Here is a 26,739-nt window from a genome sequence, read left to right as displayed (position 1 = left end):
GCACAGGTAGTATGCGTAAACGTCATGGACTTCTCTGATGTCTCCCTGGTCGCGCTCCGGGTGTTCCGCGAGGTCGCCGAGCGCGGCACCTTCACGGCCGCGGCGAACGCGCTCGGCTACACGCAGTCGGCCGTCTCGCGCCAGATCGCGTCGATCGAACGTGCCGCGCAGACCCAGCTCCTCGAACGGCGACGGGACGGTGTCCGGCTGACGGCCGCCGGTCAGCTGGTACTACGGAACGCGGCCGGCGTACTCGACCAGATCGACGCGACAGCGCGGGAGCTTTCCGGGCTGCCCGTCGATGGCGGGACGGTCCGGCTGGGATGGTTCCCGGGCGCCGGCGCCATGTTGTTGCCGCTGGCAATCACTGCGCTGCGGCGCTCGCATCCGGGAATCAACCTGGTCACCCGGGAGGGGACGACTCCCTCGCTGGTCCGGTCGCTCCGCGCGGGCAGCATCGACTTGGCGCTACTCGCCGCCGCCCCACCCTTCCGCCCTCCGGACAGCGAGACGCCCGCGTTGAAGGTGGAGATCCTTGCTGAGCGGCCGTTGCGCATCGCAGTACCGGCCAACCATCCGCTGGCTGCCGCTGACTCGGTCGACGTCGCCGACCTCCGCGGCCAACGCTGGATCGCCGGCCCCTCAGCCGATCAGATGGGCGTCTGGCCAGGCTTGGACGAACGCCCCGAAATCGCCCACACAGCCCGAGACTGGCTGGCCAAACTCCACCTGGTAGCCGCCGGCGCAGGCATCACCACCATCTCCACCTCCCACGAACACACCCTCCCACCCGGCGTCCAAGTCCTCACCGTCCACAACGGCCCCCAAGAACTCCGCCGAATCCTCCTGGCCCACCTCCCAGGAACCCTGGCCGATCCCACCACAGCAGTAGCCAACGCCCTCCGAACCGCAGCCCAAGAAACCACCCAGCGCTAACGGCCGCCCCACCGGCAAGCACCCGCTCGCCGGCGGCACCCGACCCAAGGCCGGGTGCTGCGCGCGTAGTACCGGCTGGTGTCAGAGCTGTGGTTTTTGTTCTTCTGTGGTTTGGGGTTTTTCTTCCGGGTCCGGCTTGTCGGAGATCTTGCGGAGCTCAACCACAGCCTTCGCCACCCCGCGGGTCAGGTCGGGGAGCTTGTTCGCGCCGAAGATGAGCACGACGATGACGAGCAGCACGATCCACTCGCCGCCCTCGGGCAGCGCCAGCAGTGAAGCCATGACGATCCTTCTTTCCAGGAGTCCCCATCCAAGGTACTTCGCCGCGAACGTAGGGTTGCGACGTGACCCTTCCTGAGCTGTTCGGCGCCGCGGTACGTCGGGATGGCGCCAACCCGTTCCTGACCTACTACGACGATGTCACCGGCGAGCGGATCGAGCTCAGCGCGGTCACCACCGCGAACTGGGTGGCCAAGACGGCCAACCTGCTCGCCGACGAGTACGACCTGGAACCTGGCGAGTCCGTCGCGATCGGCCTGCCGCCGCACTGGCTCGGCGTCGTCTGGGCCCTCTCGACCTGGTCGGTCGGCGCGAGCGTCACCACCGGCGAGGGCACGCTCGCCATCACCGGCCCCGACTTCGCCATCCGCGGCGCCCGCGAGACGGTCGCGTCGGCGCTGCTCCCCCTCGGCGGACGGTTCCGCGAGCCGCTGCCGGCGGGAGTCCACGATTACGGGGCCGAGGTCTACAACCATCCCGACCTTTTCGTTCCGTACGATCCACCTGCCGGTGGCAGTCCGGCGTACGACGAGAAGACGCACGACGACCTGATCGCCGCGGCCGAACCGATCACCGACCGCGTACTCACCACGACCTCCCTCGTCACCCCGGCCGGCCTCGGAACGCTGATCGGCGTGATCGCCGGCGGCGGCTCGATCGTGCTCTGCCGCAACCTCGACCCGGCGAAGCTCGACCGCCGGATCTCGGACGAGAAGGTCGACCGCGTCTTGGAGGAGCAGTAGATGCAGCGTTTCGATGGCAAGGTCGCACTCGTCACCGCGGGCGCGCAGGGAATCGGTGCGGCGGTCGCGCGACGGATCGCGGCTGAGGGCGGCTCGGTCGTCATCACCGACCTGCAAGAGGACAAGATCAACGCGCTCGCCGCGGAGCTCGGCAACGCGCTGGCCGTCCGCCTCGATGTGACCGTACGAGACGAGGTCGACGCCGCCGTCGCCGCGACGATCGAGCGCTTCGGGCAACTCGACGTACTCGTCAACAACGCGGGCGGCTGCATCGTCAGTACCGTCCCCGAGGACAGCACCGACGACGAATGGCACCGCCAACTCGACCTGACCCTGGTCGGCACCGCGCGCTGCATCCAGGCCTCCCTCCCCCAACTGGTGAAAACGCGAGGCAACGTAGTCACCATCAGCTCGGTCAACGGCCTCGCCGCCTTCGGCAACATCGAGTACGCCGCCGCCAAGGCCGGCCAGATCGCCATGACCCAAAACTTCGCCGCCCGCTACGGCAGCATGGGCGTCCGCTTCAACGTAGTAGCCCCCGGCACCGTCAACACCCCCAACTGGGACAACCAGCCCGACACCCTGGAACGGTTCACCACCTACTACCCCCTGGGCCGAGTAGGCGAACCAGAAGACATCGCCGCCGCAGTAGCCTTCCTAGCCTCCCCCGACGCCTCCTGGATCACCGGCCACACCCTCCCAGTAGAAGGCGGCATCCTCACCGGCCCCGGCCTCTTCGACCTCACCACCACGGGCCCGTTCCGCAAGGACTACCCGACCACCTGATTCGTGCAAGCCCCGCTTGCACAATTCACCGACACCACTTGTGCAGCAGCCTGCTGCACTATTCGGCCGCCGGTGCACAGCCAGTCGCCATCCGCCTCAACGCTGAATTTCTGCAAGCCCCGCTTGCAGAAATCAGCATCACCCTGCCCCACAAGGCCCGGGTTGTTCACTCCTCGGGTTGGGCGGCGTTGCGGGGCATCAGGGTGACGATGGGGAGGCTGAGGGCGGTGGCGGCCAGGACGACGATGAGGGTGAGTTTCATGGCGTGGCCCAGGCCAGAGGTGGCGCCGTGGAAGAAGATCGAGGTGACTGCGGCCGAGCCGAACCCGCCGGCCAGTTGCTGGATCGAGCTGAGGGCGCCGCTGGCGCTGCCGGCTTCGTCGGGGCTGGTATCGCCGAGAGCGACGACGAAGATCGTACTGCTGTAGCAGCCGACTCCGATGCCGATCACGAACAGCGCCGGGGCCAGTGTCCAGAGGCTGAGGTTCGTACCGGAGTGGTCGACGAGTGCCAGGACCCAGCCGCAACCGGCCAGGACAACGCCGAGCCCGATGAGGATGAGGGTGCGACCGAGCTTGGCAACCAGCCCACCCATGGCGGCGAACGCCGCGGCGAAGATGCCCAGGGTGAGCGGTACCAGCCCGAGCGAGGCGCCTCGCGGGCCGACGTGCAGCCCTTCCTGCATGTAGAGCGACAGCACGTAGATCAGGCCGGTGGTGGCAGCGAAGATGGCCAGGCCGACGACCATTCCGGAGGTGAAGCCCCGGTTCTGCAACAGCGAGGGCTTGATCAGCGGGTCGGCCGCGGTGAGCTGCCGGTAGCCAAACGCGACGAAGAACAAGACGCCGACGACGATCGAGGTGACGGGTACGGCGCTCCAGCCGTTGGTCGACCCCTCGATCAGGCCGTACAGAAGTCCGAACATCGTGACGGCCAGCAACCCGGAGCCCCAGCCATCGACAACGGTCGACCGGTCGCCGTCGTCACGCGGCAGGATCTTGGCAGCGACGACCAGCCCGATACCGCCGAGGATGACGTTGACGAGAAAGATCGGACGCCAGGACAGGCCGAACAGGTCCGCGCTGATGATCAACCCAGCCAGTACCGGCCCGCCGAGCGTGGCGACACTCAGCGTCGGCCCGAACAGCCCGAACGCCTTGGCCAGCATGTCGTGATCGAACGCCCTGACCATGATCGCCATCCCCTGCGGTACCAGCAGCGCCCCGAACGCCCCCTGAGCGACCCGCGCGGCGATCAGCAGGGTCGGATCCGGCGAGAGCCCGGCAACCGCCGATGCCACGGTGAACCCGCCGATGCCGACCAGGAAGAGCTTGCGCTGCCCGAACTTGTCCCCCAGCCGCCCACCAACCACGAGCAAAACACCCATGGCAAGCATGTACGCCGTCCCCAACCACTTGATCAGACTCTCACCGGCATTGAGCTCGTGAGCGATCGTGGGAGCGGCGATGTTCGTGACCGTCGCATCGATCACGTCAAGCGCATCGGCCAGCAGTACCAGCCCCAGAATCGCCCACAACGGCCGACTAGAACTGCGGGCGGCAACCGCGCTCGCCTCAGTCAAGGTAGTCATCCGAAACGTCCTTCTCAGCTCGCCGGGCACCCCTTCTGGGCAGCCTCTCCTCCCTGCCACGAACACCACCGCCCTGATCCGACACCGCCCCGAACTTCTTCGAGAACTTCACGCGGGCCACGGATCTTCACGTCCGTCGACAGTGGAATCACTTTGTCCGACCACCTCCAACCAAGGCGTCACCAGATCTGATGATCCTGCGGTCCGACCGACACGACAGAGGGCAAAGGAAGAGCTAGCTCCCGCACATCACCACCACAGCAGCTCGCGCATTTTGCGCAACGGGCCATTGCACAGATGCGGGCCTCGCCGGGGCATCCGATCTGCCCTGCAAAGGCCTTCGTGTCGCGCCGTCTGGTCATCAGATCCTGTTCCGCATGTCCACCGAAGACTCCGTTCCCCGCTTCCCTTCCACCCCTGCCCGCTCGACCCTCCCAGATTGGTATCCGGACCTGCTCGACCGCGTCTCCAGCCACATCACCACTGGTCACCGCCGAGCCGTCTCCGCGGCGAATACCGAAGTGCTGAGGAGCTATTGGGCCATCGGCTCAGAGATCCTGAACCGCCAGGAGTCCGAAGGCTGGGGCACGAGAGTCATCGATCGACTGTCCGCCGACCTGAAGTCACGCTTCCCTGCCGCCAAGGGCTACTCGCCCCGGAATCTGAAGTACATGCGCGCTTTCGCCGCCGCCTGGACTGACGCGGCAATTGTGCAGCAGCCTGTTGCACAATTGCCCTGGGGTCACCACACGCGACTTCTCGACAAGCTTGACGACCCCCAGCTTCGCCTCTTGTACGGCGCAGCGGCGGTCGAATACGGCTGGAGTCGCGCTGTGCTCGCCCTCCAGATCGAGGGTGGGTTCCACCACCGATCGGGCAAGGCGGTCACCAACTTCGCGACGGCGATCGAGAGCGAGCGATCCGATCTCGCCCAGCAGTCGACCAAGGACCCGTACCTGTTCGACTTCCTCGGCTCGACCGACGGCTGGCGGGAACGCGAGGTGGAGGAGAAGCTCGTCGAGCACGTCGGTAAGTTCCTGCTCGAACTCGGCCAAGGCTTCGCCTTCGTCGGACAGCAGGTTCGACTCGAACTGGCCGGCGACGAGTTCTTCTGCGACCTGCTCTTCTACCACCTGCACCTGCGCTGCTACGTAGTGATCGAGCTCAAGGCCGTCCCCTTCAACGCAGCATTCCTCGGCCAGCTCGGCCTCTACATGGCGGTCGTCGACGACATCCTGGCGAAGGATGGCGACAAGCCGACGATCGGCCTCCTCTTGTGCAAGAACCGCAAGGAAGTCGTAGCCGAGTACGCTCTCCGAGGCTTCAAGGCACCGATCGGGGTAGCCGAGTGGACCAGCGCGATCAACAACTCCCTCCCCGCCGAGTTCGAGTCAGCACTCCCCAGTGTCGAAGTACTGGAAGCCGAGCTAGCCGGCAGCTCCGACGACCTCTGATCAGTACCGAAGGCGAGCAACGGGTCGAGGTGACTCCCAGCGTCACGAGCTGGTCAGCGGTAGACCGACTGAAGCCACCGCACTTGTCCCGCACGGGGAGTTCCTCCCCCGAGCCGCATCCGGTGGCGAGGTGACGCCAAGCGTCACGAGCCCGGAGCCGGGCGACGGGTGGTTGGTCTGGCGAGGCGATGGGCGGGTTGGCAGGTTGGGTTGGGGCGACGGCGGGCTGGTGCGATCGCACTCGCCAAGCGGGCGACGAAGGAGCCCGCGCCCAGGGTGGGTGGGAGCTCAGCGCAGAGCGAGCGACGGAGGAGTGAGCGGGGCGCCGGCGTGGGGAGTTCTGGGTGGGTGATCAGAATGTGGACGGTTACAGGAGGTCAATGTCTAGTGACGTTATCGTCTTTGGTACGAGGGCGGTCCGTCGGCGGCGCCCGGGGAGCCAGGAGCTGTTATGAGCGAGTGTTGTTGCCGCTAGCACCTGTTGTGAGCTGAAAAACCCTTTGTCATCAGGCTTTGCCGATCGCCAGACGCTGCCCGTCAGCCACCTGCGATGGGCCGTGCCGTCGTACCCGAGAACAGGACCGTCATGACCGAGAACACCCCCAGCTGGTCTTTTGAGACCCGGCAGATCCACGCCGGCCAGACGTCCGACGCGACCACCAACGCGCGGGCTCTGCCGATCTACCAGACCACGTCGTACACCTTCGACAGCACCGATCACGCCGCCAGCCTGTTCGGGCTGCAGGAGTTCGGCAACATCTACACCCGGATCCAGAACCCGACCCAGGACGCCGTCGAGCAGCGGATAGCCAGCCTGGAAGGCGGTACGGCCGCGCTCCTGGTGAGCTCCGGCCAGGCCGCGACCTCGCTCGCGTTGCTCAACATCGCCGAGGCCGGCGACCACGTGGTCAGCAGCCCGAGCCTGTACGGCGGTACGTACAACCTCTTCCACTACACCTTCCCCAAGCTCGGCATCGAGGTCAGCTTCGTCGAGGACCCGAGCGACCTGGAGTCGTGGAAGGCCGCGATCAAGCCGAACACGAAGGCGTTCTTCGGCGAGACGATCGCCAACCCCAAGAGCGAGATCTTCGACATCGAGGGAATCGCCGGTGTCGCGCACGAGTTCGGCGTACCGCTGATCGTCGACAACACCGTGGCCACCCCGTACGTGCTGCGCCCGCTCGAGCACGGCGCGGACGTCGTCGTGCACTCGGCGACCAAGTACCTGGGCGGTCACGGTACGGCGATCGCCGGCGTGATCGTCGACTCCGGCAAGTTCGACTACGCGCAGAACCCGGAGCGGTTCCCCGGCTTCAACCAGCCCGACGACAGCTACCACGGCCTCACCTACGCGACCGCGCTCGGCGTCGGCTCCGACCTCGGCAACCTGGCGTACATTCTCAAGGCCCGCGTCCAATGGCTGCGCGACCTCGGTACTGCGGTATCGCCGTTCAACGCGTTCCTCATCGCCCAGGGCCTGGAAACCCTGTCGCTGCGGATCGAGCGCCACCTCGACAACGCGCTCAAGGTCGCCCAGTGGCTCGAGGCCCGCGACGAGGTCGACAGCGTCGCGTACGCGAGCCTGCCGTCCAGCCAGTACTACGAGTTGGCGCAGAAATACACACCCCGCGGAGCCGGCGCCGTCGTCGCGTTCGAGATCAAGGGCGGCGTCGACGCGGGCAAACGATTCGTCGACGCGCTGCAACTCCACAGCCACGTGGCCAACATCGGTGACGTCCGGTCGCTCGTCATCCACCCGGCGTCGACGACGCACAGCCAACTGTCCGCCGAGGACCAGCTCGCATCCGGCGTGACGCCCGGCCTGGTCCGGCTCGCGGTCGGCCTGGAGCACATCGACGACATCCTCGCTGACCTCGAGGTCGGATTCGCCGCCGCGAAGTCGGTCTGAGAATCCCTCGATGACTCAGGATCGCCCGCCTGCCGCAACCGTCGATGCCCGGGGGCGGGACATCGACACGGTGGCAGCCAATCCCGGTACTCCGGGAGCCCCCTCCGCACCTGGTCAGGTGGCCGGTGCGGAGGGAGCGGGCGGTCCTGACCCGGCGGTCGCCCGGATAGCGGGCGGTTGGCGGCCGGGGGATCCGGTGGCCGGCCGGCGGTTCGCGGCGATCGGTGACCTCGACCTCGAGTCCGGCGTCGTGCTGCCCGGAGTACATGTTGCTTATGAGACCTGGGGCCGGCTGAACGCGGCCCGGGACAATGCCGTCCTGATCTGTCATGCCCTCACCGGGGACGCACATGTGGTCGGTCCAGCCGGCCCGGGGCAACCGACCCCGGGCTGGTGGGACGGCTTGATCGGATCGGGCCGGTACGTCGATCCCGCCGACTGGTACGTCGTCGCCGCGAACGTCCTGGGTGGTTGCCAAGGCACGACCGGCCCGTCGACCAGAGCACCCGACGGTAAGGCGTGGGGCAGCAGATTCCCCGCCATCACCATCAGGGACCAGGTCGCCGCCGAGGCCGCCCTCGCCACCCAGCTAAAAGTCGACAAGTGGGCCGCAGTGATCGGCGGCTCGATGGGCGGCATGCGTGCCATCGAGTGGCCGCTGCTCTACCCAGAGAGAGTCGACACAGCGATCGTGCTCGCCTCGACCGGCTACGCATCAGCCGAGCAGATCGCCTGGTGTTCACCCCAACTGGCCGCGATTGAGTCCGACCCCGCCTGGCACCAAGGCGACTACTACGACACCAAGACAGCACCCACAACAGGACTGGGAATCGCGAGACGGATCGCGCACGTCACCTACCGTTCGGAGTACGAGCTCGCCACCCGCTTCGGCCGCAACCCGCAAGGCGACGGCCGGTTCGCCGTGGAGTCGTACCTCGACCACCACGCCGACAAGCTCGCCACCCGCTTCGATGCCGGCTCTTATGTCGTGCTGACCAAAGCCATGAACAGCCACGACATCGGCCGAAACCGCGGCGGCCTCACGAAGGCACTGAAGACCCTCAAATCCCGTCTGGTAGTAGCCGCCGTCGACTCCGACCGCCTCTACCCGAGCCGCCTGTCCGCAGAGCTCATCGACGCCAAACCCGACGCCGGCCCGCTCCACCTGATCAAGTCCCCGTACGGCCACGACGGCTTCCTGATCGAGCTAGACCAGGTCGGCGCTCTGATCGCTGAGACGCTCCACAGCCGCTAGCGCGTACTTCTCCTCCAGCAGGTTCCCGAACGTCTTCCAGTCCGCGGCAACCTTCTTGAACCCAGCGACCGCCACCTCAGAATCACCCCGGTACTCCGCCAGCAGCGCGGCAGCCGTCGCCAGCGAGTACTCCCGCATCGGCAGCAATGGGACGATCAACCCGGCAATCCGCTCGGCCAACTCAGGTAGATCCACCGCCAACCCAGCCCGTACGAAGGTCGGCATCCGCGCAGCGAACTCATGGCTCCCGGTAAGCACCTCCAGCCCGAGCAACCGCTCCAGAACCTCTTGCACGCCGGCCCGATCCCCATCGGCAGCGCGTGCCGTAGCGGTCGGCGCTCCACCGATGGCCTGGAAGTCCGGCCAGTCGGTCTCGATCCCCAGCCGATAGGCCTCTTCGGCCGACGCGCGGGCTCCCGGGAGCCCCAGCTCCAGTTCCGCGCGAGCAAGCGCGGCGAGCACCTCGATCCGCCGCAGCGTGATGAAGGCCGGCCCTGGATCATCTAGTTGCGCACGGCAAGCAGCGATGACCTCCTCGGTCTGTCCCAGCTCCATCATCAGCTCGAGCACCGTGCAGCTGAGCTGCTGCCACAGCTCGGCCAGCCGTCGCCGCTGGGTGAACTCCTCGGTCTCCTTGAGCGTCTCCAGCGCCGCCCTCGGTCCCTCGATCTGCCAGACGATGAACCCGTAGTTCAGCCACGTCACCGCCGCGTCGCGCGCCTTCCCCTGGTCGAGCAGCGCGCTCAACGCGTCCTTCATGTCGACCACACCGCCGGTATCACCGTTGCCGACCCGCGCCAGCCCGCGCGCCTCCAGCGCCCGATGCGGTACGCCGTACCCCAGCTCCTCGGCCATCCGCAGCGACCGGTTGGCCGCCGCGATCGCCTCGTTGCGCCGGCTGGCGACCGTCAGGATGACCGCCTGCCCGGCCAGCGCGCCGACCAGATCCTCGCTCGGCCCGAGGCTCTCGAAGATCGACACCACCCGGTCGATCGTCGCCAGACTCTCTTCCATACTGCTCATCGCGTACGTCGACAACCGCAGCGCCCGGGCCACCCCAGCAAGGTTGCCGACGGCATCAAAACCTGCAACAGCAGACCGATACGCCACGAGAGCATCGTCCAGCCGCCCGGTCAGGAACGCCGCCCAGCCCCACCGCGCCAACACCTCGGGCCGGTCGGGATCACCCTCGGGCGTCAGCCCCAGCGCCTGGTCGAGCAGGTCCAGCGCCTCGGTGGCATCCAAGTTCATTGCCTGCTCGGCCGCCCTGCGCAGGTACCCGCGTGCGCGAGGCGCCAACTGCTCCACCAGCTCGAGATCACCAACGGCATCGGCGAGCTGCAGCGCAGTACCGAGATGATGAGCGATCACACTCGTCGTATCGCCTTGCCCAGGCCTGCATTGCGACTCCAGCCAGTCGGCCGCCGCGACATGCCTAGCCGATCGGGCGGCTCGCGGCACCTGGCTGTAGGCGACATCACGAGTCAGCGAATGCCAGAAGCTGTACTCCCGTTGCCCCTCCAGCGACGACTGCCGGATCGGCCGGACCAACTCCTTGCGCGACAGCTCCTGCAGTTCCCGTACGACGTCCGCCAGGTCGCGATCCACCAGTGCGGCGACCGCCTCGGCCCAGAAGACGCGGCCGATCACAGCTGCATTCGCCAGCAACGCCTTGCGATCGGGCTCCAACGTGTCCAGCCGAGCGGCGATGATCGAGGTGATCCCCGATGGCAGGGCGACCGAACCCGGACCCAGCTCGTTGACCATCCGCGCGAGCTCCTCGGCGTACAAGGGATTCCCGTCGGCCCGACCGACCAGGTCCGCCCTCGTGCGGGGCGGGAGCCGGTCGCCGACCAGGAGTTCACCGAAGAGCTGGTCGGTCTCGTGGCCGGACAGTGGGGCCAGGCCGATCATCCACGCGTTCTGCTGCCCACGCGTCCAGTGCGCGCCGCGTTCGAGCAGTTCGGGGCGGGCAGTGATGACGACCAGGAGCGGCAGCTCCTTGACCCATTCGACGAGGTGGTCGACGAACGCCAGCAGCGCATCGCGGGCCCAGTGCAGGTCTTCCAGCACCAGGACGGTCGGGTACGACTCGGCGAAGCTCTCCAGCAGTTCGCGCCAGGCGGCGAACGACTCCTCCTGCGCCACCGCGACCGGTTTGCCGTCGGCGTCGGCGCCGACCAGCGGGCGTACCCGAGCACGCAGCCATGACCGATCCGCCTCGGGCAGGATGGCTTCGAGCTTCTCGGCGGCCCGGGCGGGCGGATCGCTCTCGCGGATCCCGGCCTGGGCCTTGACGATCTCGGCGATCGGCCAGAACGGGCCTTCGCCGTACGGGAGGCAGCGGCCCTCGCGCCAGATGATCATCTCGTCGAGCTTGTCCAGCTCGGCGCCGAGCTCGGCGACCAGGCGGGACTTGCCGATGCCCGGCTCGCCCAGCAGCGTGACGAATTGGGGTGAGCGCTCGGCGACGGCTTTGTCGAACGCAGTACGGAGCAAGGAGAGATCGCGTTGCCGCCCAACCAGCGGGGTGGTGAGGTCGCGGATCACGTCGGCGCCGACGCGAGCGCGGGCTTCGCCGGCCTGCCAGCGTTGCAGCGGACGGCGGATGCCCTTGGCTGCAACGGGTTCGAGCGGCTCATACTCGAAGACGCGACTCGTTGCCGCGTAGGTCGCAGCGCCGACGACGACCGCACCGACCGGAGCAGACGTCTGCAACCGGGCGGCCGTGTTGACGACCAGCCCGGTGACGAACGGCTCGCCGAGCTCCGGCCTGGCGTTGATCTCCACCAACGCCTCGCCGGTCTCGATGCCGATCCGGACCTGAAGGGTGCCCGCGGCAAGCTCGTCGAGGATCGCCAGGCCGGCCCGGACCGCGCGCTCGGCGTCGTCCTCCCGTGAGAGGGGCGCGCCGAAGACGGCCAGGATCGCGTCGCCGGCGAACTTCTCGACCGTACCGCCGAACCGCTCGACCGTGGTCTTGAGGGTTCGGTGGTACGGCGTCAGCCAGCGCCGGACGTCCTCCGGGTCAGCCGCCTCCGCCGCGGCCGTGAACCCGACCAGGTCGCAGAACAGCACCGAGACGACCTTGCGCTCCTCCGCCGGCCGCATGAGGCGTTGGTCAGCCCTGCGACTCGAGCAACCGGACGCGCGCGGCGAGGCCCTTGAGCAGCGCCTCGGCGACGTCCGGGTTCGCCCTGACGACCGCCATGAAGGCGAGCGAGGACAGCGCGAACGTGGTCAGTCCGTCCGGTCCGGCAACGACGGTCGCCGAGCGCGGCAGACCGTCGACCAGGGAGATCTCACCGAAGGCGTCACCCGGGCCGAGCGGCGCGCGGTCCACCCCGTTGACCGAGACCTCGGCGGAGCCCTCCAGGACGACCTGCAGGCCGGCGTCGGCGCTGCCCTGCTCGGTGGCGTGGGCGCCCGGGTTGATCGTCAGCGTGGTTCCGCGACTGATCAGGTCGGACAGCGTCTCCTTGGACAGCCCCGCGAAGAGGTCGACCTTCGCCAGGAACTGCGGCAGGCTCTCGTGACTCATGGATCGCACCCCTTGATCGGTGTCCGCCAGGCGGACAGCACAATGAACTGCGGCACAGGCTACAACCGCGAGGGACCGCGGGACCATGATTTCCCGGGTCGCCTCTTCTGAGGTCTCCGCCGAGGGCAAACTCAGGGGTCAGGGCTTCGGCCAGGCTTCCCAGGCGGTGGCGAACATCTGGTCGACGGTGTAGGTGTTCTTCCAGCCCAGGTCGCGGGCAGCCAGCTCGCCCGAGGCGACCACGCGGGACGGGTCGCCGGGGCGGCGGGGGCCTTCGGTGGGGGTGAAGTCGATGCCGGTGACCCGGCGGGCCGCGTCCATGATCTGGCGTACGGAGGTACCGGTGCCGCTGCCGAGGTTGTAGACGGGCTCGAGAGTCTTGCCGTCGTCGAGGATCCGTGCGGCGGCGACGTGCGCCCGGGCGAGGTCGGCGACGTGCACGTAGTCCTTGACCGAGGTGCCGTCCGGGGTCGGGTGATCGGTGCCGTAGATCTGCGGGACCTTGCCCTGGGTGAGCAGGTTGCAGACGATCGGGAAGAGGTTGTACGGGCTGGCGTCGTAGACCTTGGGGTCGCCGGAGCCGACCACGTTGAAGTAGCGCAACGCGGTGTGGTTGAGCGGTACCGCCTTGGCCTGGTCCTTGAGGAGCCACTCGCCGATCAGCTTCGACTCGCCGTACGGGCTCTGCGGGTCCGGGGCGGTCTGTTCGGTCACCACCTCGTCTTTCGGCGTACCGTAAACGCCCGCGCTGGAGGAGAAGACGATGTTGCCGACGCCCTGCTCGGCCATCGCGTCGAGCAGCGAGACCATGGCCGTCACGTTCTGCGTGTAGGTGTGCATCGGACGCTCGACCGAGACGCCGGCGTACTTGAAACCGCCGAGGTGGACGACGCCGCTGACCCCTTCGAGCGCGCGCCGGGTGGCGTCACCGTCGAGCAGGTTCGCGTGCGTGAACGGCACGCCGTCGAGCAGGAACTCGGCCTTGCCGCTGGACAGGTCGTCGATCACCGCGACGTCGATCCCGTCCGCCCTGAAGGCCCGCACCACGTGCGATCCGATGTATCCCGCCCCACCAGTCACCAGCCATGTCATATCCCGATACTCCCATCCGCTGCGTGGTCTTCGCAGTGTCATTTAACCACACAAATACCCATGTTTAAACATAATCGATCATCTTCGGCCGACCAGCATCGTTTGGGTCCAGGCCGACCTAGGATGCGCGGATGATCGGACTCGTCCTTGCCGCCGGTACCGGCCGCCGCCTGCGCCCGTACACGGATTCGTTGCCCAAGGCACTCGTTCCGATCGATCCGGAGACGACGGTGCTCGATCTGACGCTGGCCAACTACGCGGCGGTCGGGATCACGGACGTGGCGATCGTGGTGGGGTACGCGGCCGCGGCGATCGAGTCGCGGGTCTCCGGGTTCGAGGAGCGGTACGGCGTACAGCTCGAGCTGGTCTTCAACGACAAGGCCGAGACGTGGAACAACGCGTACTCGCTGTGGTGCGCGCGCGATCTGCTCGGCGGCGGCGTGATGCTGGCCAACGGGGACACTGTGCATCCGGTGTCGGTGCAGCAGGCGCTGCTTGCCGCTCGCGGTGAGGATCGGTCGATCATTCTGGCTCTGGACACCGAGAAGGCGCTGGCCGACGAGGAGATGAAGGTGATCTGCTCCGCTTCGGGTGGGGTCTCGCGGATCACCAAGTTGATGGACCCGTCTACTGCTTCGGGTGAGTACATCGGTGTGACACTGCTCGAGCCGTCGGCCGCGGTCGTCCTGGCTGACGCCTTGAAGGCGACCTGGGAACGCGATCCCAACCTGTACTACGAGGACGGGTACCAACTGCTGGTCGACCAAGGGCATCGCATCGACGTCGCCGGGATCGGCAAGGTCGACTGGGTCGAGATCGACAACCACGACGACCTGGCTCGCGCTCGTCGCATTCTCGGATTCAGCTAGCCTCCATGCCTTTGCTCGCGCGGATGGTGCCGGCGCCGTTGGTGGTCGACGTCCGGCGAGGTGCGCTGGCCGAGCTCGGCGCGATCCTGGCCGACCAGCGGATCTCCACGTCGGGACGGGTCGCGATCGCCGTCGGTTCGACGTACGGGCCGATCGTGCAGTCGACGTTCCGCGACGGGCTGGCGGGCGCCGACTGGTTCACCGTCGATGGCGGCACGATCAACACGGCGATCAAGCTGGTCGAACAGATCCGGCGGGAGCGGTACGACGCGGTCGTCGGAATCGGCGGCGGTACGGTCCTCGACGTCACCAAGTTCGCCGCCGCGCGACTCGGGCTGCCAATGGTTGCCGTCGCCACCAACCTCGCGCACGACGGGATCGCGTCGCCGATCAGCACGTTGGACAACGACGCCGGGCGCGGCTCGTACGGAGTACCGGCGCCGCTTGCTGTGTTGGTGGATCTCGATCTGATCGCGCGGGCACCGGTACGGTCGGTCCGCTCGGGCATCGGGGAGATCGTGTCGAACCTGTCCGCGATCGCCGACTGGCAGACCGCGCACTCCTTGCGGGGCGAGGAGATCGACGGGCTGGCGATCTCGATGGCGCGCACCGCGGCCGAGGCGGTCATGAACCATCCGGGCACCGTCTCGGATGATGCGTTTCTGACTGTTCTGGCTGAGGGTTTGATCCTGTCGGGCATCTCGATGGTCGTCGCCGGGACCTCGCGGCCGTCGTCCGGGGCGTGCCATGAGATCTCGCATGCCATCGACCTGCTGCATCCTTCGCGGCGGGCGTTCCATGGCGAACAGGTGGGTATCGGAGCTGCCTTCGCCTGGTTCCTGCGCGGGGACTTGTTTGCTTTTGAGGCGACTGTTCGTTGCCTGCATCGCCATGGATTGCCGGTGCGGCCTTCGGATCTCGGCTTCAGCTTGGAGGAGTTCGAGGGGGTGGTCGGCTATGCACCCCAGACCCGGCCGGGCCGCTTCACCGTCCTGGAAGAGTCCGCGTTGACCCCATCCCGGATCACGGCGAAGGTCAACGCATTCGACGACCGGATCAGCGCTGTGCTGGAGTCGCCGTGATCGACGCCTCGGACTGTCTCGTGATGACCGCTCGCCCCGCCCTGGAGGACATGTGACAGTCGATCGTCATCTCGACTGGCCCAACTGCCATAACGCCCGGGACCTCGGCGGGCTGCCCACCTCGGCCGGCGGGTCGATCCGGGTCGGCGCTCTGATCCGCTCGGACTGCCTACAGTTCTTGTCCGAGGAGGGGGTCGCGGCGGTCCGTAGTACCGGCGTACGCCGCATCATCGACCTGCGCTCGATCGGCGAACTCTCCGCCTTCCCGACGCCCTTCACCAACGACCCGATCGGCGTGCACATCCCGGTCCAGGACCCGGCCGACCCCGACGACCACAACACCATCGTCGAGTCCTGCAACCTGATGCTCGACCTCCACCCGAGCACTTCGCCACCGCCCTCCGCGCCATCGCCGAAGCACCCGAAGGCCCCGTGATCGTCCACTGTTTCGGCGGCAAGGACCGCACCGGCATAGTCGTCGCCCTGGCCCTGATCATCGCCGGCGTCCCCGAACCGGAGATCATCACCGACTACGCCCTCACCAAGTCCCGCCTCGCCGGCATGCTCGCCGACCAACTAGCCGCCGAACCCGACGAGTCCCTGCACCCGCAGATGATCGAGTACCGAGACACCCGCCCCGAATCCCTCACCGCCATCCTCCGCCACCTGGACGCCAAATACGGCGGCCCAATCACGTACCTAGAACAAGCCGGCTTCACCCGCGCCGACCAGGAAGCCCTCCGCGCCCGCCTTACCAAGTAACGCAATCCGCCTTTTGCCCGATCATCGGGGCAGGGGGGAACTATGGCGCATTTGAGTACGTGGCTATGACAGCCCGGAAGCGGCTTGTGCACCGGATCCGGGAGCTTCACGGCTGGCGCGGGCCTGTCTTAGCGTTGGTGACCGTCGCCGCCGCCGTCGCCGCGGTGATCTACACCCCTCGTCCGGGGCCTCTGGGACCGCTCTTCATCGGGATCGTGGCATCCGCCATCAACGGCCTGCTGGTGGAGCTCAAGTCGGCGGGGGATGCTGAAAAGCCACCTACCCTCTGGCTGCACGCCTCGACGATCTGGCAGAGCACGCTCGCTGACCGCGAGTTGGTCGAGCAGTCCACTCTCGACCAGCGGCCACCGGTACGGCGGGGGATCTGATGAACCAGACACCGCCGACCGGCTCAGCGCCAGTGCAGACCGACCCAGAGCAGACAGGGCCAGTGCAGACAGGCGCAGTGCAGACTGCGCCAGCGCAGACCGACCCGGTACCAGCCGCGCCCGCGCCCGCGCCGGCCGGGGCGGCGTCGATCGTGCCGACGCCGAACTCCGGGCCCTGGCCGCAGGTGACGGCTTGGAGTGAGGCTGCGAGTCTTGCTGCGGATACCGCGCTGCGGATGTACGCCGCCGAGCTCCGGGACGAGGCCGAGCGAATCGCCAGTCGCGCGAAATCGGAGGTCGTCTCGCCGCACTACGTCCACCTGGCGAGCGATCGGGTCGGTCAGCACAGCCCGTCGAAGCTGGCCGACGTGCTGATGGGAGCCGGCGGAGTCGTGATCGGCGCCGGAGTCGGCATCGGCGGCTCGGCGTGGTTCACCACGAATCACGGTGGCACGACGATGATCCTGGTAGCGAGCGGCATCACCCTGGTCGGCGCGGTCGCTCTCACCATCGGCATGGTCCTCAAGCTGGTCCGCGGCTAGCCGGCGACGGAGAGCTACCTGCCGCTGAGGTCTTGCACTGGGGCGGGTGGGGATTTACCTTCAGCTAATCGTTAGGAAGGTTTCCTATCGGTTGAGTTGCTGCAGGTCCTTTCCCCCACCGCCCGGAGGACGCTGATGTCGTATCTACTTCGAGGACTGGCCGCTGCTGCGGTCGTCACCTCCTTTCTGTTCGCCCAACCAGCATTGGCCCCGTCGGCCTCGACCGCCGCTGTGGCCGCTGACACCCTGCTGTCGCAGGGGAAACCCGCCACCGCGTCGTCCATCGAGGGCACCGGCTTCGAGGCCGCGAAGGCCGTCGACGGCAGCGCCAGCACCCGCTGGGCCAGCGTCGAGGCGCATGATCCCGAATGGATCAGGGTCGATCTCGGTGCCACCGCGACCATCTCGCGAGTCAAGTTGAGTTGGGAGGCCGCGTACGGGAAGTCCTACAAGATCCAGACCTCGGCCGACGGCTCGACCGGCTGGACGGATGTCTTCTCGACCACCACCGGCAACGGCGCGACCGACGACCTGACGGTGTCGGGCAGCGGCCGGTATGTACGCGTCTACGGCACCGCACGCGGTACGGCGTACGGGTACTCGCTCTTCGAGTTCGAGGTCTACGGCACGACTGGCGGTGGTACCGGCGACACCACACCGCCGAGTACGCCGGGCAGCCTCGCGGCGACCGCGACCACCTCGAGCAGCGTGTCCCTGGCGTGGAACGCGTCCACGGACAACGTCGGCGTCACCGGGTACGTCATCTCGCGCAACGGCGCTGAGGTCGCCACCACGAGCGGCACCGGTACGACGTACACCGACACCGGTCGCACCGCCTCGACCACCTACACGTACACGGTGAAGGCGCGCGACGCCGCCGGCAACACGTCCGGAGCGAGCAACACGGTCACCGCGACCACGCAGGCCGGCGGTGGCACCGGACCGGCCGTCCCGTTCGGCAGTCACGTGATCCCGTACGCGGCTGGGATGCTCACGCCGACGGGCAGCCAGGCCACGATCGACCAGAAGGTCATCGACTATTACCAGCAGTGGAAGTCGGCCTTCGTCAAACAGAACTGCGGCAACGGCTGGTACCAGATCATCTCCCCCGACGCCGATCACCCGTACGTCGCTGAGGCACAGGGCTACGGCATGGTCATCACCGCGACCATGGCCGGCGCCGACCCGGCCGCGAAGACGATCTTCGACGGCCTGGTCAAGTACATGCTCGCCCACCCCTCAGTGAACAACGCCGACCTGCTCGCCGCCGAGCAGGACACCGCCTGCAAGAGCGTCAACGGCTCCGACAGCGCGACCGACGGTGACATGGACGTCGCGTACGGCCTGCTGATGGCCGACCGGCAGTGGGGCAGCGCCGGCACCTACAACTACAAGCAGCTCGCCATCAAGCACATCAACGCGATCAAGGCGAGCGAGATCAACCCGAACACCAACCTGCTCACCTTCGGCGACTGGAGTACCTCCGGCGACGCGACGTACAACATGTCCCGTACGTCGGACTGGATGGTCGACCACTTCCGCGCCTTCAAGGCCGCGACCGGCAACTCGGTCTGGGACACCATCCGCACCAAGCACCAGACCGTGACCGCTTCCCTGCAGGCTAACTACGCGTCGACCACCGGCCTGCTGCCCGACTTCGTGGTCAACACCAACTCCACGCCGAAGCCGGCCCCCGGCGAGGTCCTCGAAGACCCGAACGACGGCCAGTTCTGGTGGAACGCCTGCCGCGACCCGTGGCGAATCGGCGCCGACGCCGTCACCAGCGGGGACAGCGCGTCGCTGACCGCGGCCCGCAAACTCAACACCTGGATCAAGTCCAAGACCGGCGGCAACGCAAGCAGCATCGCCACCGGCTACAAGCTCAACGGCACCGCAATCGACTCCAGCAGCGACCCGGCTTTCTTCGCCCCCTTCGCCGTCACAGCCATGACCGACTCGGGTAGCCAAGCCTGGCTAGACGCGATCTGGAACAAGATGCTCTCGACCCCCATCTCCACCAACAGCTACTACGCAGCCAGCATCCAACTCCAGGTAATGATCACCGCCTCCCACAACCACTGGGTCCCGTAACCCCTACCCCGGTACGCCGAGCGCCCGCCAACCCAGAGCAGTTGGCGGGCGCTCCGTCGTTCCCCACGCAGCCTGGGCGCGCGCTCCTACGTCGCGCGCTTAAACGAAAGCACCCCCTTCGAGGCCCAGCTCTAACCTGCCATTGACAACCCCGTGGAACTCTCCGCTCAAGCCCGCCTGATCGGCAACTCCTGTGCGGCATCACCCACTGGCGAAAGAGCCGCGATCCTCGCCGCCTGTCAACTCCGTCGTCGGACTCCGGCGGTGCGGTCTTCGAGGCACGTCTGTGTGGTGCGGATCATGGTGCGAGACTGCGTTGAGTGGCGTCTCTAGTACTACAGCCGGAGTTCGTGATGTTCAGCGTGTGGTCGTCGCGTTACCCGGACCGCCACCACTCACAAACCTCAGCTGATCGCATCGGGCCAAGCATGCGCAGGCGTGCTCCCGGGTGGAACGGCAGGTTTGTGAGTGGTGGCGGTCCGGGCCTGCCGCCAAACATCACGAACTCCGGCTGTAGTACTAAAGTCGCCAAATGCAGTCTATTCACGAAGTAGAAGAGGCTGGGGCCTATTTAGGTGAGCGGCAATCGAACTATGACCCATTGCTGCCAAGCTTCGCGGTGGGTCGACCACAGGATAGGCATCGTTGGGTTTCCTACCGAGTGGTGCTCGAAACTCGCTGGCACCTTCGGATCAACGGTCGAATCTAGGGCGTGCTCCGAGGTCTTGGTCTCAATGATGAACGCTGAACGATCGTCGGCTGGCTCAATCCGCCACGTTTGGTCGTCACGGTCCCGGTTCTTCTCGAGCCAGACCCAACTGCGGTCGCCCGCACGTGCGTCAGTCGACAGCACCATGCCGCCGTGTTCGCTGACGATCTGAACGAGACCACGGCCACCGGGCTTGAGGCGCTATTGTTGCCAGGGCTGGCCGTGGACGGTCCAGAGGACAGGACGGGTCTCGTGGCGAGGATCAGTGGTCGCGTCGAGAGCGAGACCAGACCAGCGATCAATAATCAGACAGGGGCCTCGAGACAGCGGGCTTCGGGTGAATCGATCTCTGAGCGAAGCAAGCATGCTCGCGCTCATGCCAACCGACAGAGGGCCGAATCCGACCTGTAGATCGTTAGCCAAGATGTTCTCCTCTGAATCGTTGCCGCGAAAGATGGTCTGACGTCATTACAGCTGTGCGGCACAGACCGTCGGAGGCTCGGCCGACTGACCAAACTGCTGGAGAAGATAGCTGGCTGCGACCGATAAATCTATTGTTCGAGGTCGCTTGATAAGAGGCTTCCTGAATACGCCTCATTGGGCGCTTGGATCTACGAGCCCAGCGGGCGCAGCACGCTTCACCCAGCGGGCGCAGCACGCGTTCGGGCGAGCGCAGCACGCCAACCCAAAGCGGGCGCAGCACGCACGTTCGAGCGGGCGCAGCACGCGAACCGGGTGGGTGGGAGCGGTCTGCGGAGCTGGCGACGGAGGAGCCGGCGTAGCTGGCCGCGTGGGGGAAATCAGTCGGCGGAGGGGTCTGGGTTGTGGGGTGGGTCGAGGTCTGCGTGGTGGTCGAAGGTGACGTCGATTGTTTCGGTGGATTTGTGGCGTTGGGCCTGCGCGTACATGGCGTACGCGCGATGGTCGGCCGGCGTCAGGTCCACGGCTGAGTCAGTGAAGAGGGCGAGCAAGGAGCGTGGGTACAGGCGGTGGATGATCACCGAGTTGAGTTCGGCGCCGATCACGGCGATCACCGACGCCGCGTAGATGAGGCCGATCAACCCGAGCGTCAGTGCGAAGACGCTGTTCACCTCGCTGGCCTTGGCTAGTACGTCATCGACGTAGATACCGCCGAGTCGTTCGAGCAGATGCCAGCCGATCGCGGTGAAGAACGCCCCGGGAACGACCTGGCGGAACGGCGGCCGCGGCTTGACGCCGGGACGCAGGACCAGCGTCAGCATGGCCGTCAGGACCAGCACCGAGCCGATCGAGACAAGCCACCCCATACCTTCCTTGACACCACCCGGAAGCGGCGCCTTACCTGAGGCCAGTACGGTCAACGTCGCGAAACTCAACACCGTAAGACCGGCCAGCGTCAGCAACGCCCCCGACCGAAGCCGGCCGCGGAACGGGTTCGGCCGGCCGTTGCGGGGAACTCCCCAGGTCACGTTGACGGCGTTCTGTACCGCCTGCCCGAGCCCGATGATGCCGTACACGGCGGCCAGCGTTCCGACGATCACCGCCGCCGTACTCCCCTGCAGCCCCTGCGGCGTCGCCAACTGAGTTCCCACGATCGGGAACTCCTTGAGCGCCGACTGCAGCACGGCCTTCTGCAGATCCTCGTTTCCCTGGAGGAAGAAGCCCAGTACCGACGACGAGATCAGCAACATCGGAAAGATCGCCGCGAACGCGTAGTACGTGACGATCACCGCCAGATAGCTGCCCTGATCGTCGAAGAACTTGTAGACCACAGCCAACGGAAACCCCAGCACGCGCCGCTTCCGCTGCACGGAATCGACCCGCCCCGCCATCCCATTCACCCGCCCAACGGTACGGCCCCACCCCGCGCCCGCCACGCCACCACCCCGGTCGAAGCCCCCAGGCCCGCTCCGCACGACGGCCGGCCGCTGTCACAGCCGGGCGGCGGCTCGCATCGCGGAGTACACCTCAGTGTTGTCCTGGACCCTGCCCAAACGGTCTGAACCCGGTCCACTGGCGGTCAGTGGCGTGTCGGAGCCACTGTGACTGTTGGTGGTCCAGTCGACGGTGAAGCGCAGCTTCGAGCCCGGGATCGGGAACGGGCCGTCCTGGCGGGGATCGGTCTCGTCGCTGTCGTAGTTCTCGATGCTCAGGCCGCCGGTCTCGTGGTCGCCGTTGATGATCACCAGCGTGTCCGGGTGGGTGGCGACGAAGCGCATCACCTCGGCGACCGTGGTGTCGAGCGCGCGGCCGGCGTCGATCACGCCATGGGCGTTGTTCTCGTGCGACAGGCCGTCGATGCCTTCCTCCTCCAGGAACAGGAAGAAGCCACGCGGGTTGCGGGACAGCACATCCAAGGCCTTGCGCGCCATCTGCTGCAGCGGCACCCGCGGCGCATAGCGACCGACACCGTCCGGGCCGTAGTCGACCATGTCCTCGTTCGAGAACAGGCCGAGGAGCCGGTTCGCGTGGGTGTCGCGCAGTTCGGCGGCATTGCGCACGTACGTGTATCCCGTACGTTGCGCCTTCTCGACCAGGTTGCCGTACGGGCTGCGGCTCTCCTCTTCACCCGGCTTGTCCGGCCACAGTCCGGGGTTGCCTTTCGGGTACCACCAATCCTCACCGCCGCCGAGCAGCACATCCGGCCGGCTGTTCTCGATGTACTGCCTGGCGATGTCGCTCTGCAGGTCACGGCTCGGCAGGTGCGCCGCGAACGCCGCCGGCGAGGCACCGGTCACCTGAGCCGTGGTGACCAGGCCGGTCGACTTCCCCGCTCGCTTGGCCCGCTCCAGGATCGTCTCGACCGGGCGGCCCTTGGAATCCATACCGACCACGCCGTTGCGGGTCTTGTGCCCGGTTGCCAAGGCGGTCGCCGAGGCCGCCGAGTCGGTGACGATCTCGTCCGGATCGTCCGACGTGGTCCGCACCAGTCCGGCCACCGGCAGCTTGTTGAGCTCGAGCTCGCCGTACCTTCCCTTGGTGGCCAGCCGGATCAGGTCGCGCTGCCCCAGGCCCATGCCATCACCTTGGATGTAGATGATGTTCTTCGCGACAGCGTGGCTTGTTGCCTCCGGCCCCTTCGTCGTCTGTGCGACGGCGGCGGCAGTACTGCCGCCGAGTACCGTCAAAGCCGTCACCACGGCAAGACCGCGCATATCGTCTCCCAGCTAGAAGTGATCAGAACTTGCCGGCCGGTACGACTGCGCAAGGCAGCGTCCCGGTACGCAGAGCATGGCCGCCGTCGTTGCCGTCGTCGGCCCAGACGGTCCGCTTGCGTCCCGAAGTACAGGTCGATTGCGGGGCGATCGCGAAGCCCTCGTTGTTGTAGTCGGGCAACCGCGCCGGCCGGTCGTAGACCTTCGAGACGGTGAACTTGCCGGCCGTGATCGACAGCGTCGCGCTGCGCCCTTGGCAGGTGTCGTCGCAGGTCGACCACAGAAAGCCGGTCTCCGGCTCGAACTCGAGGTCCATGATCGTGGCGAATCCGCCGGCGAAAGCAGCGACACGGGTGAACGATCCGCCGGATTGATTCAGCGCGTAGGCGTAGACCATGCCGTTGTCCTCGAGCCCGACGAAGTACAGACCGGTGCCGTGGTTGGGGTACGAGCTGGGCTTGTACGCCGCCTTCGTACGCCCGTCACGGAAGCCCTTCGCCGTGAGGAACGAGTCCGGGATCCACGAGATGGCTTCCGGACCGCTGTTGTCTTCCACCCCGGGCAGGTCAGGCGTGAGGTCCCACTCGGCGGTCGCGTTGAGGGTCTTCGCCGTGGACTTCGGGTCGTACCGGAGTACTTTCGCCAGGCTGGTGTCGCTGTCGTCGCCGTCGCGTTCGGTTGCCACCAGCAACCCGTCCGGCGTACGCACGATGCCTTCCGCGTCGGGATCGCCACTGCCGTTGCGATAGTTCAACGTCCGCCCACCGACCGGATCCGGACGCCAGACCGCGCCGTCGCGAACGAGCCGGTACAACGTACTGGGACCGTTCTTCACCGCCCACAACACGTCGGGGCCGTCGAAGGAGAGCCCGCTGAGGTTCTCCCCGAACACATCCTTGCCATCAGCAACGGATACTGCGGAGCCACCTGGCCAGGCGACTGAGCTCGCCGCCCTGGCCGGCGTCGACACCACGGATGAGATCAACGCGGCGACAACGGCGGCGGGCATAGCGGTACGGCGGAACAGGGACATGTCGCGCTCCTTCCGGCCAACGGGGGCGGGGCTCGGTGAACAGCGGCGAAACTATTAGGAAACTTTACTAACAGAACCTGACTGTAGCGAGCCGACTGGGGACTGGCAACCGTTGGAGCCGTGCGGATCCGCGCGCGCTGGACATAAGAAACCCAGGGCACCGAAGTGCCCTGGGTTCTTGGGATGCGGGTGTGCGAGTCAGTTCTTGACCTCGCGGAGGCGGCCGGTCTCTACCTCGTAGATGAAGCCGCGGACCGAGTCCTTGACGGGGATGAAGGGGTCGGCGGCGATGCGCTGGAGGGACTGGCGGACGTCTTCGTCGAGGTCGGAGAAGGCTTCGGCGGACCAGTCGGGCTTGAGGCCGGTCTCGGCCTGGATGTCGGCCTTGAAGCCGTCGTCGGTGAAGGTCAGCATGCCGCAGTCGGTGTGGTGGATCAGGATGATTTCCTTGGTACCGAGCAGGCGCTGGCTGATCGCCAGGCTGCGGCGTTCGTCGGCGGTGATCACGCCGCCGGCGTTGCGGATGACGTGCGCATCGCCCTCGTTGAGCCCGAGCAGGCCGTACGGGTTGAGGCGGGCGTCCATGCAAGCCACGATGGCGACCTGCTTGCCGGGAGGCAGCGGCAGGTCACCTTTGTCGAAGGTCGCCGCGTACTGCTCGGCGTTGGCAAGCAGCTCATCGGTCACGCTCATGATCCGGACCTCCGGTTAAGTCGAGTAACTAGATACACAAACTTAACTTTTTCCCGTCACTCCGAGGAGCCATCTCACTGCCTGGGATGAGGCAAGGGTCTTGTCCCCCTGTCGAGCGGGACGCTAGAGCACAGCTGTGGTCGGGTTGCGGCGGCGCGGTACGGAGATCGGGGGTTCGATGAGGGAGGTGTGGAGGGTGCCTCGGGTGGGGATCAGCCACGGGGTTTCGGGGGCGGCGTCGGGGGCTGCCTTCCAGGTGTGGCAGACCTTGGGGACCTTCAGTGGGTAGATGGTGAGGTCGCCGTTGCTGTTGATGTGGAGGCGGAGGAAGCCTTTGTAGTCCTCGATGCTTTGGCCGGCGAAGAGTTCGTTCATGTTGAAGCCGAATTTGCCGGCGATCAGGAGGTACGCGGCGACCAGTTCCGCGTCGACGAAACCGACGACGACAGGGGTCACCACGAGGGTGACAGCGACAGTTATCCAGTCGGCCGCGGATTGGCTCAATCTGAACAGGACGGCCGCCCACGCGATCATCAACGCCAAATGGGCAAGGGAATGCAGAAACCCGGCAACCCCGGCAGCAAGCCCGCTGCGTTTCAGGCCGAAGCGGGCGAAGAGGACCCCGGCGAAGATCGTGAAGACGACGCCAAAAGCGGCCGGCGTCCAAGCGGCCATGATGCCGAAGATGCCATGCGGCGAAGCAGCCAGGCCGAACTGGACCAGCAACGCCAGCACCGTCTGCAGACCAGCGGTAAGCCCCCAGAAGCCGAAATTGCGGAAGGGGAGTTTGTAGATGCCCTTCGCCAACCGCTTCGAGTCGCGAGCCGTGGGGTAGGTCTCGACCATGTCGAAGGTCGCCACCTCATTGACATCGGCCACCCGGGAGACCTTCGGCGGTAGCGTCAGCGACCCGGGCAACAAGTGGGTCGCCGACAGGAACGCGCCTCCCCCGCCGCTGGTGATGCGTTGGCCGCTGCCCTCGCGTTCGGCGTACCGGGCGTAGTGATGCGAGTCGCCCGACAACATCACGCGGGTGACTCCACCCAGCGGCTGGATGATCTCGCGGTCGAAGAAGCGGATGGTGTCGTACTCGTGCGTGTCACCGCCCGCGCCGGCGTGCACCCACGCGGGCGTCGGCGTACACAGGATCACCGCGTCCCCGGCCTGCATCCCGGCGAGTGCGGCCCGGAAGTACGCGAGTTGTGGCGCGTCGATGTAGCCGCCGAACTGGGTGTCGATGGCAACGAGCCACCAGCGTTGCGGGAGTTCGATCGCGAAGTAGCTGCGGCCCTGCTCGGTCTTCCAGCCGCCGACCGGGCGTTGCTGGGCGAAGACGCGCAGGAACGCGGTCAGGCCGTCGTACCAGTCGTGGTTCCCCGGCAACGCAAACAGCGTCGGCGGATCGACGGGATCCGGCAGCGCAGCGCCGTACGGGCCCTTCGTACGATCCTCGTACGCCGTCGACGACCCGGCCGGGTAGACCTCGTCCCCGCCCATCACGAGCAGCGAGGCGCGCGGCAGCCGCAACCCGTCGACCGGCTCCAAGGCGGGGGCGGCGAGCAACGAAGCGACCGAGTACGTCGCGTCGAACCCGTCCCCCAGGTCGGCGACGAAGTCGAACCAGAGCTCGTCGGTACCGTGCTGATAGAAGTCAGCCGGCAACGAACTCTGCAGCTCGCGCTTGTCGGCGTACGCGCCGAAGATGCCTGACAGGACAGCCTTGACGCCGATGCTGCCGAGCACCGACGGCAGCAGCCAGCGCACTGGTCCACGGATACGGAATCCGAGTTCTTCCTCGGAGAGATCAGAAGGGCGGCTCTGCTTCACTCGCACACGCTACGGCGCAACC

Annotated in this window: 21 protein-coding genes and 2 pseudogenes; 12 read left to right on the top strand and 11 right to left on the bottom strand. The window is 66.8% G+C overall.

Annotated features, from left to right (window positions below; genetic code table 11):
- Window positions 1-24 precede the first annotated feature (24 nt).
- The gene (locus tag OHA70_RS20025) at window positions 25-936 is read left to right on the top strand and encodes a LysR family transcriptional regulator (RefSeq protein ID WP_328334782.1); all 912 of its coding nucleotides are present in this window, start codon (window positions 25-27) and stop codon (window positions 934-936) included.
- An 81-nt stretch (window positions 937-1,017) separates the two neighbouring features.
- On the opposite strand, the gene OHA70_RS20020 is transcribed toward OHA70_RS20025, so the two are convergent.
- The gene (locus OHA70_RS20020) at window positions 1,018-1,218 is read right to left on the bottom strand and encodes a twin-arginine translocase TatA/TatE family subunit (RefSeq protein WP_328334780.1); all 201 of its coding nucleotides are present in this window, start codon (window positions 1,216-1,218) and stop codon (window positions 1,018-1,020) included.
- 62 nt (window positions 1,219-1,280) lie between these two features.
- On the opposite strand from OHA70_RS20020, the gene OHA70_RS20015 reads away from it, so the two are divergent.
- Window positions 1,281-1,958, top strand: a complete 678-nt coding sequence (locus OHA70_RS20015) for a TIGR03089 family protein (RefSeq protein ID WP_328334778.1) — start codon at window positions 1,281-1,283, stop codon at window positions 1,956-1,958.
- A complete protein-coding gene (locus OHA70_RS20010) occupies window positions 1,959-2,744 on the top strand; it encodes an SDR family NAD(P)-dependent oxidoreductase (protein WP_328334776.1) in 786 nt (261 codons plus the stop codon).
- 166 nt (window positions 2,745-2,910) lie between these two features.
- Here the strand turns inward: OHA70_RS20010 and OHA70_RS20005 are convergent, their stop codons facing one another.
- The gene (locus tag OHA70_RS20005) at window positions 2,911-4,335 is read right to left on the bottom strand and encodes an MFS transporter (RefSeq protein ID WP_328334774.1); all 1,425 of its coding nucleotides are present in this window, start codon (window positions 4,333-4,335) and stop codon (window positions 2,911-2,913) included.
- 377 nt (window positions 4,336-4,712) lie between these two features.
- Here OHA70_RS20005 and OHA70_RS20000 point away from each other — a divergent pair, with 377 nt between their 5' ends.
- The 3 genes from OHA70_RS20000 to metX all read left to right on the top strand — a co-directional run bounded on the left by OHA70_RS20000 (window position 4,713) and on the right by metX (window position 8,953).
- Window positions 4,713-5,789 (top strand): PDDEXK nuclease domain-containing protein, encoded by a 1,077-nt coding sequence (locus tag OHA70_RS20000; protein WP_328334772.1) that lies wholly within the window; start codon window positions 4,713-4,715, stop codon window positions 5,787-5,789.
- A gap of 586 nt (window positions 5,790-6,375) precedes the next feature.
- A complete protein-coding gene (locus tag OHA70_RS19995; RefSeq protein WP_328334770.1) occupies window positions 6,376-7,698 on the top strand; it encodes a bifunctional o-acetylhomoserine/o-acetylserine sulfhydrylase in 1,323 nt (440 codons plus the stop codon).
- A 10-nt stretch (window positions 7,699-7,708) separates the two neighbouring features.
- On the top strand, window positions 7,709-8,953 hold the full coding sequence (gene metX, locus OHA70_RS19990) for a homoserine O-acetyltransferase MetX (RefSeq protein WP_328334768.1): 1,245 nt from the start codon (window positions 7,709-7,711) through the stop codon (window positions 8,951-8,953).
- On the opposite strand, the gene OHA70_RS19985 is transcribed toward metX, so the two are convergent.
- From OHA70_RS19985 to galE, 3 genes are all read right to left on the bottom strand, one after another.
- On the bottom strand, window positions 8,906-12,064 hold the full coding sequence (locus OHA70_RS19985) for an AAA family ATPase (protein WP_328334766.1): 3,159 nt from the start codon (window positions 12,062-12,064) through the stop codon (window positions 8,906-8,908). The genes metX and OHA70_RS19985 overlap by 48 nt on opposite strands.
- 10 nt (window positions 12,065-12,074) lie before the next feature.
- On the bottom strand, window positions 12,075-12,494 hold the full coding sequence (locus OHA70_RS19980; protein ID WP_328334764.1) for a cyclic nucleotide-binding domain-containing protein: 420 nt from the start codon (window positions 12,492-12,494) through the stop codon (window positions 12,075-12,077).
- 138 nt (window positions 12,495-12,632) lie between these two features.
- A complete protein-coding gene (gene galE / locus OHA70_RS19975; RefSeq protein WP_328334762.1) occupies window positions 12,633-13,586 on the bottom strand; it encodes a UDP-glucose 4-epimerase GalE in 954 nt (317 codons plus the stop codon).
- 131 nt (window positions 13,587-13,717) lie between these two features.
- On the opposite strand from galE, the gene OHA70_RS19970 reads away from it, so the two are divergent.
- From OHA70_RS19970 to OHA70_RS19945, 6 genes and pseudogenes are all read left to right on the top strand, one after another.
- Complete coding sequence (locus OHA70_RS19970) at window positions 13,718-14,455, top strand: phosphocholine cytidylyltransferase family protein (protein WP_328334760.1); 738 nt, start codon at window positions 13,718-13,720, stop codon at window positions 14,453-14,455.
- A gap of 5 nt (window positions 14,456-14,460) precedes the next feature.
- Window positions 14,461-15,537: an iron-containing alcohol dehydrogenase family protein gene (locus tag OHA70_RS19965; RefSeq protein WP_328334758.1), complete on the top strand. Its 1,077-nt coding sequence runs from the start codon at window positions 14,461-14,463 to the stop codon at window positions 15,535-15,537.
- A 52-nt stretch (window positions 15,538-15,589) separates the two neighbouring features.
- A pseudogene (locus tag OHA70_RS19960) lies at window positions 15,590-16,299 on the top strand (tyrosine-protein phosphatase).
- A 65-nt stretch (window positions 16,300-16,364) separates the two neighbouring features.
- Complete coding sequence (locus tag OHA70_RS19955; protein ID WP_328334756.1) at window positions 16,365-16,688, top strand: hypothetical protein; 324 nt, start codon at window positions 16,365-16,367, stop codon at window positions 16,686-16,688.
- A 77-nt stretch (window positions 16,689-16,765) separates the two neighbouring features.
- Complete coding sequence (locus tag OHA70_RS19950) at window positions 16,766-17,230, top strand: hypothetical protein (RefSeq protein WP_328334754.1); 465 nt, start codon at window positions 16,766-16,768, stop codon at window positions 17,228-17,230.
- Window positions 17,231-17,365: 135 nt separating this feature from the next.
- The gene (locus OHA70_RS19945; protein WP_328334752.1) at window positions 17,366-19,321 is read left to right on the top strand and encodes a glycosyl hydrolase family 8; all 1,956 of its coding nucleotides are present in this window, start codon (window positions 17,366-17,368) and stop codon (window positions 19,319-19,321) included.
- A gap of 571 nt (window positions 19,322-19,892) precedes the next feature.
- Here OHA70_RS19945 and OHA70_RS39785 read toward each other — a convergent pair.
- The 6 genes and pseudogenes from OHA70_RS39785 to OHA70_RS19920 form a co-directional block, all read right to left on the bottom strand.
- Window positions 19,893-20,207 (bottom strand): annotated as a pseudogene (locus tag OHA70_RS39785) (RICIN domain-containing protein); the annotation flags it as partial.
- A 623-nt stretch (window positions 20,208-20,830) separates the two neighbouring features.
- On the bottom strand, window positions 20,831-21,841 hold the full coding sequence (locus OHA70_RS19940) for a YihY/virulence factor BrkB family protein (RefSeq protein WP_328335164.1): 1,011 nt from the start codon (window positions 21,839-21,841) through the stop codon (window positions 20,831-20,833).
- Window positions 21,842-21,940: 99 nt separating this feature from the next.
- Complete coding sequence (locus OHA70_RS19935; protein WP_328334750.1) at window positions 21,941-23,164, bottom strand: alkaline phosphatase; 1,224 nt, start codon at window positions 23,162-23,164, stop codon at window positions 21,941-21,943.
- A gap of 22 nt (window positions 23,165-23,186) precedes the next feature.
- Window positions 23,187-24,197, bottom strand: coding sequence for a hypothetical protein (locus OHA70_RS19930; RefSeq protein WP_328334749.1), 1,011 nt, complete (start codon window positions 24,195-24,197; stop codon window positions 23,187-23,189).
- A gap of 198 nt (window positions 24,198-24,395) precedes the next feature.
- The gene (locus tag OHA70_RS19925; protein ID WP_328334747.1) at window positions 24,396-24,890 is read right to left on the bottom strand and encodes a beta-class carbonic anhydrase; all 495 of its coding nucleotides are present in this window, start codon (window positions 24,888-24,890) and stop codon (window positions 24,396-24,398) included.
- A gap of 123 nt (window positions 24,891-25,013) precedes the next feature.
- On the bottom strand, window positions 25,014-26,717 hold the full coding sequence (locus OHA70_RS19920; protein WP_328334745.1) for a metallophosphoesterase family protein: 1,704 nt from the start codon (window positions 26,715-26,717) through the stop codon (window positions 25,014-25,016).
- Between the last annotated feature and the right edge of the window lie 22 nt (window positions 26,718-26,739).

This window comes from Kribbella sp. NBC_00382, from assembly GCF_036067295.1.
Lineage (GTDB): Bacteria > Actinomycetota > Actinomycetes > Propionibacteriales > Kribbellaceae > Kribbella.
Note: the sequence above shows the minus strand (reverse complement) of the source record. Positions and strands in the feature narration are given on the sequence as shown.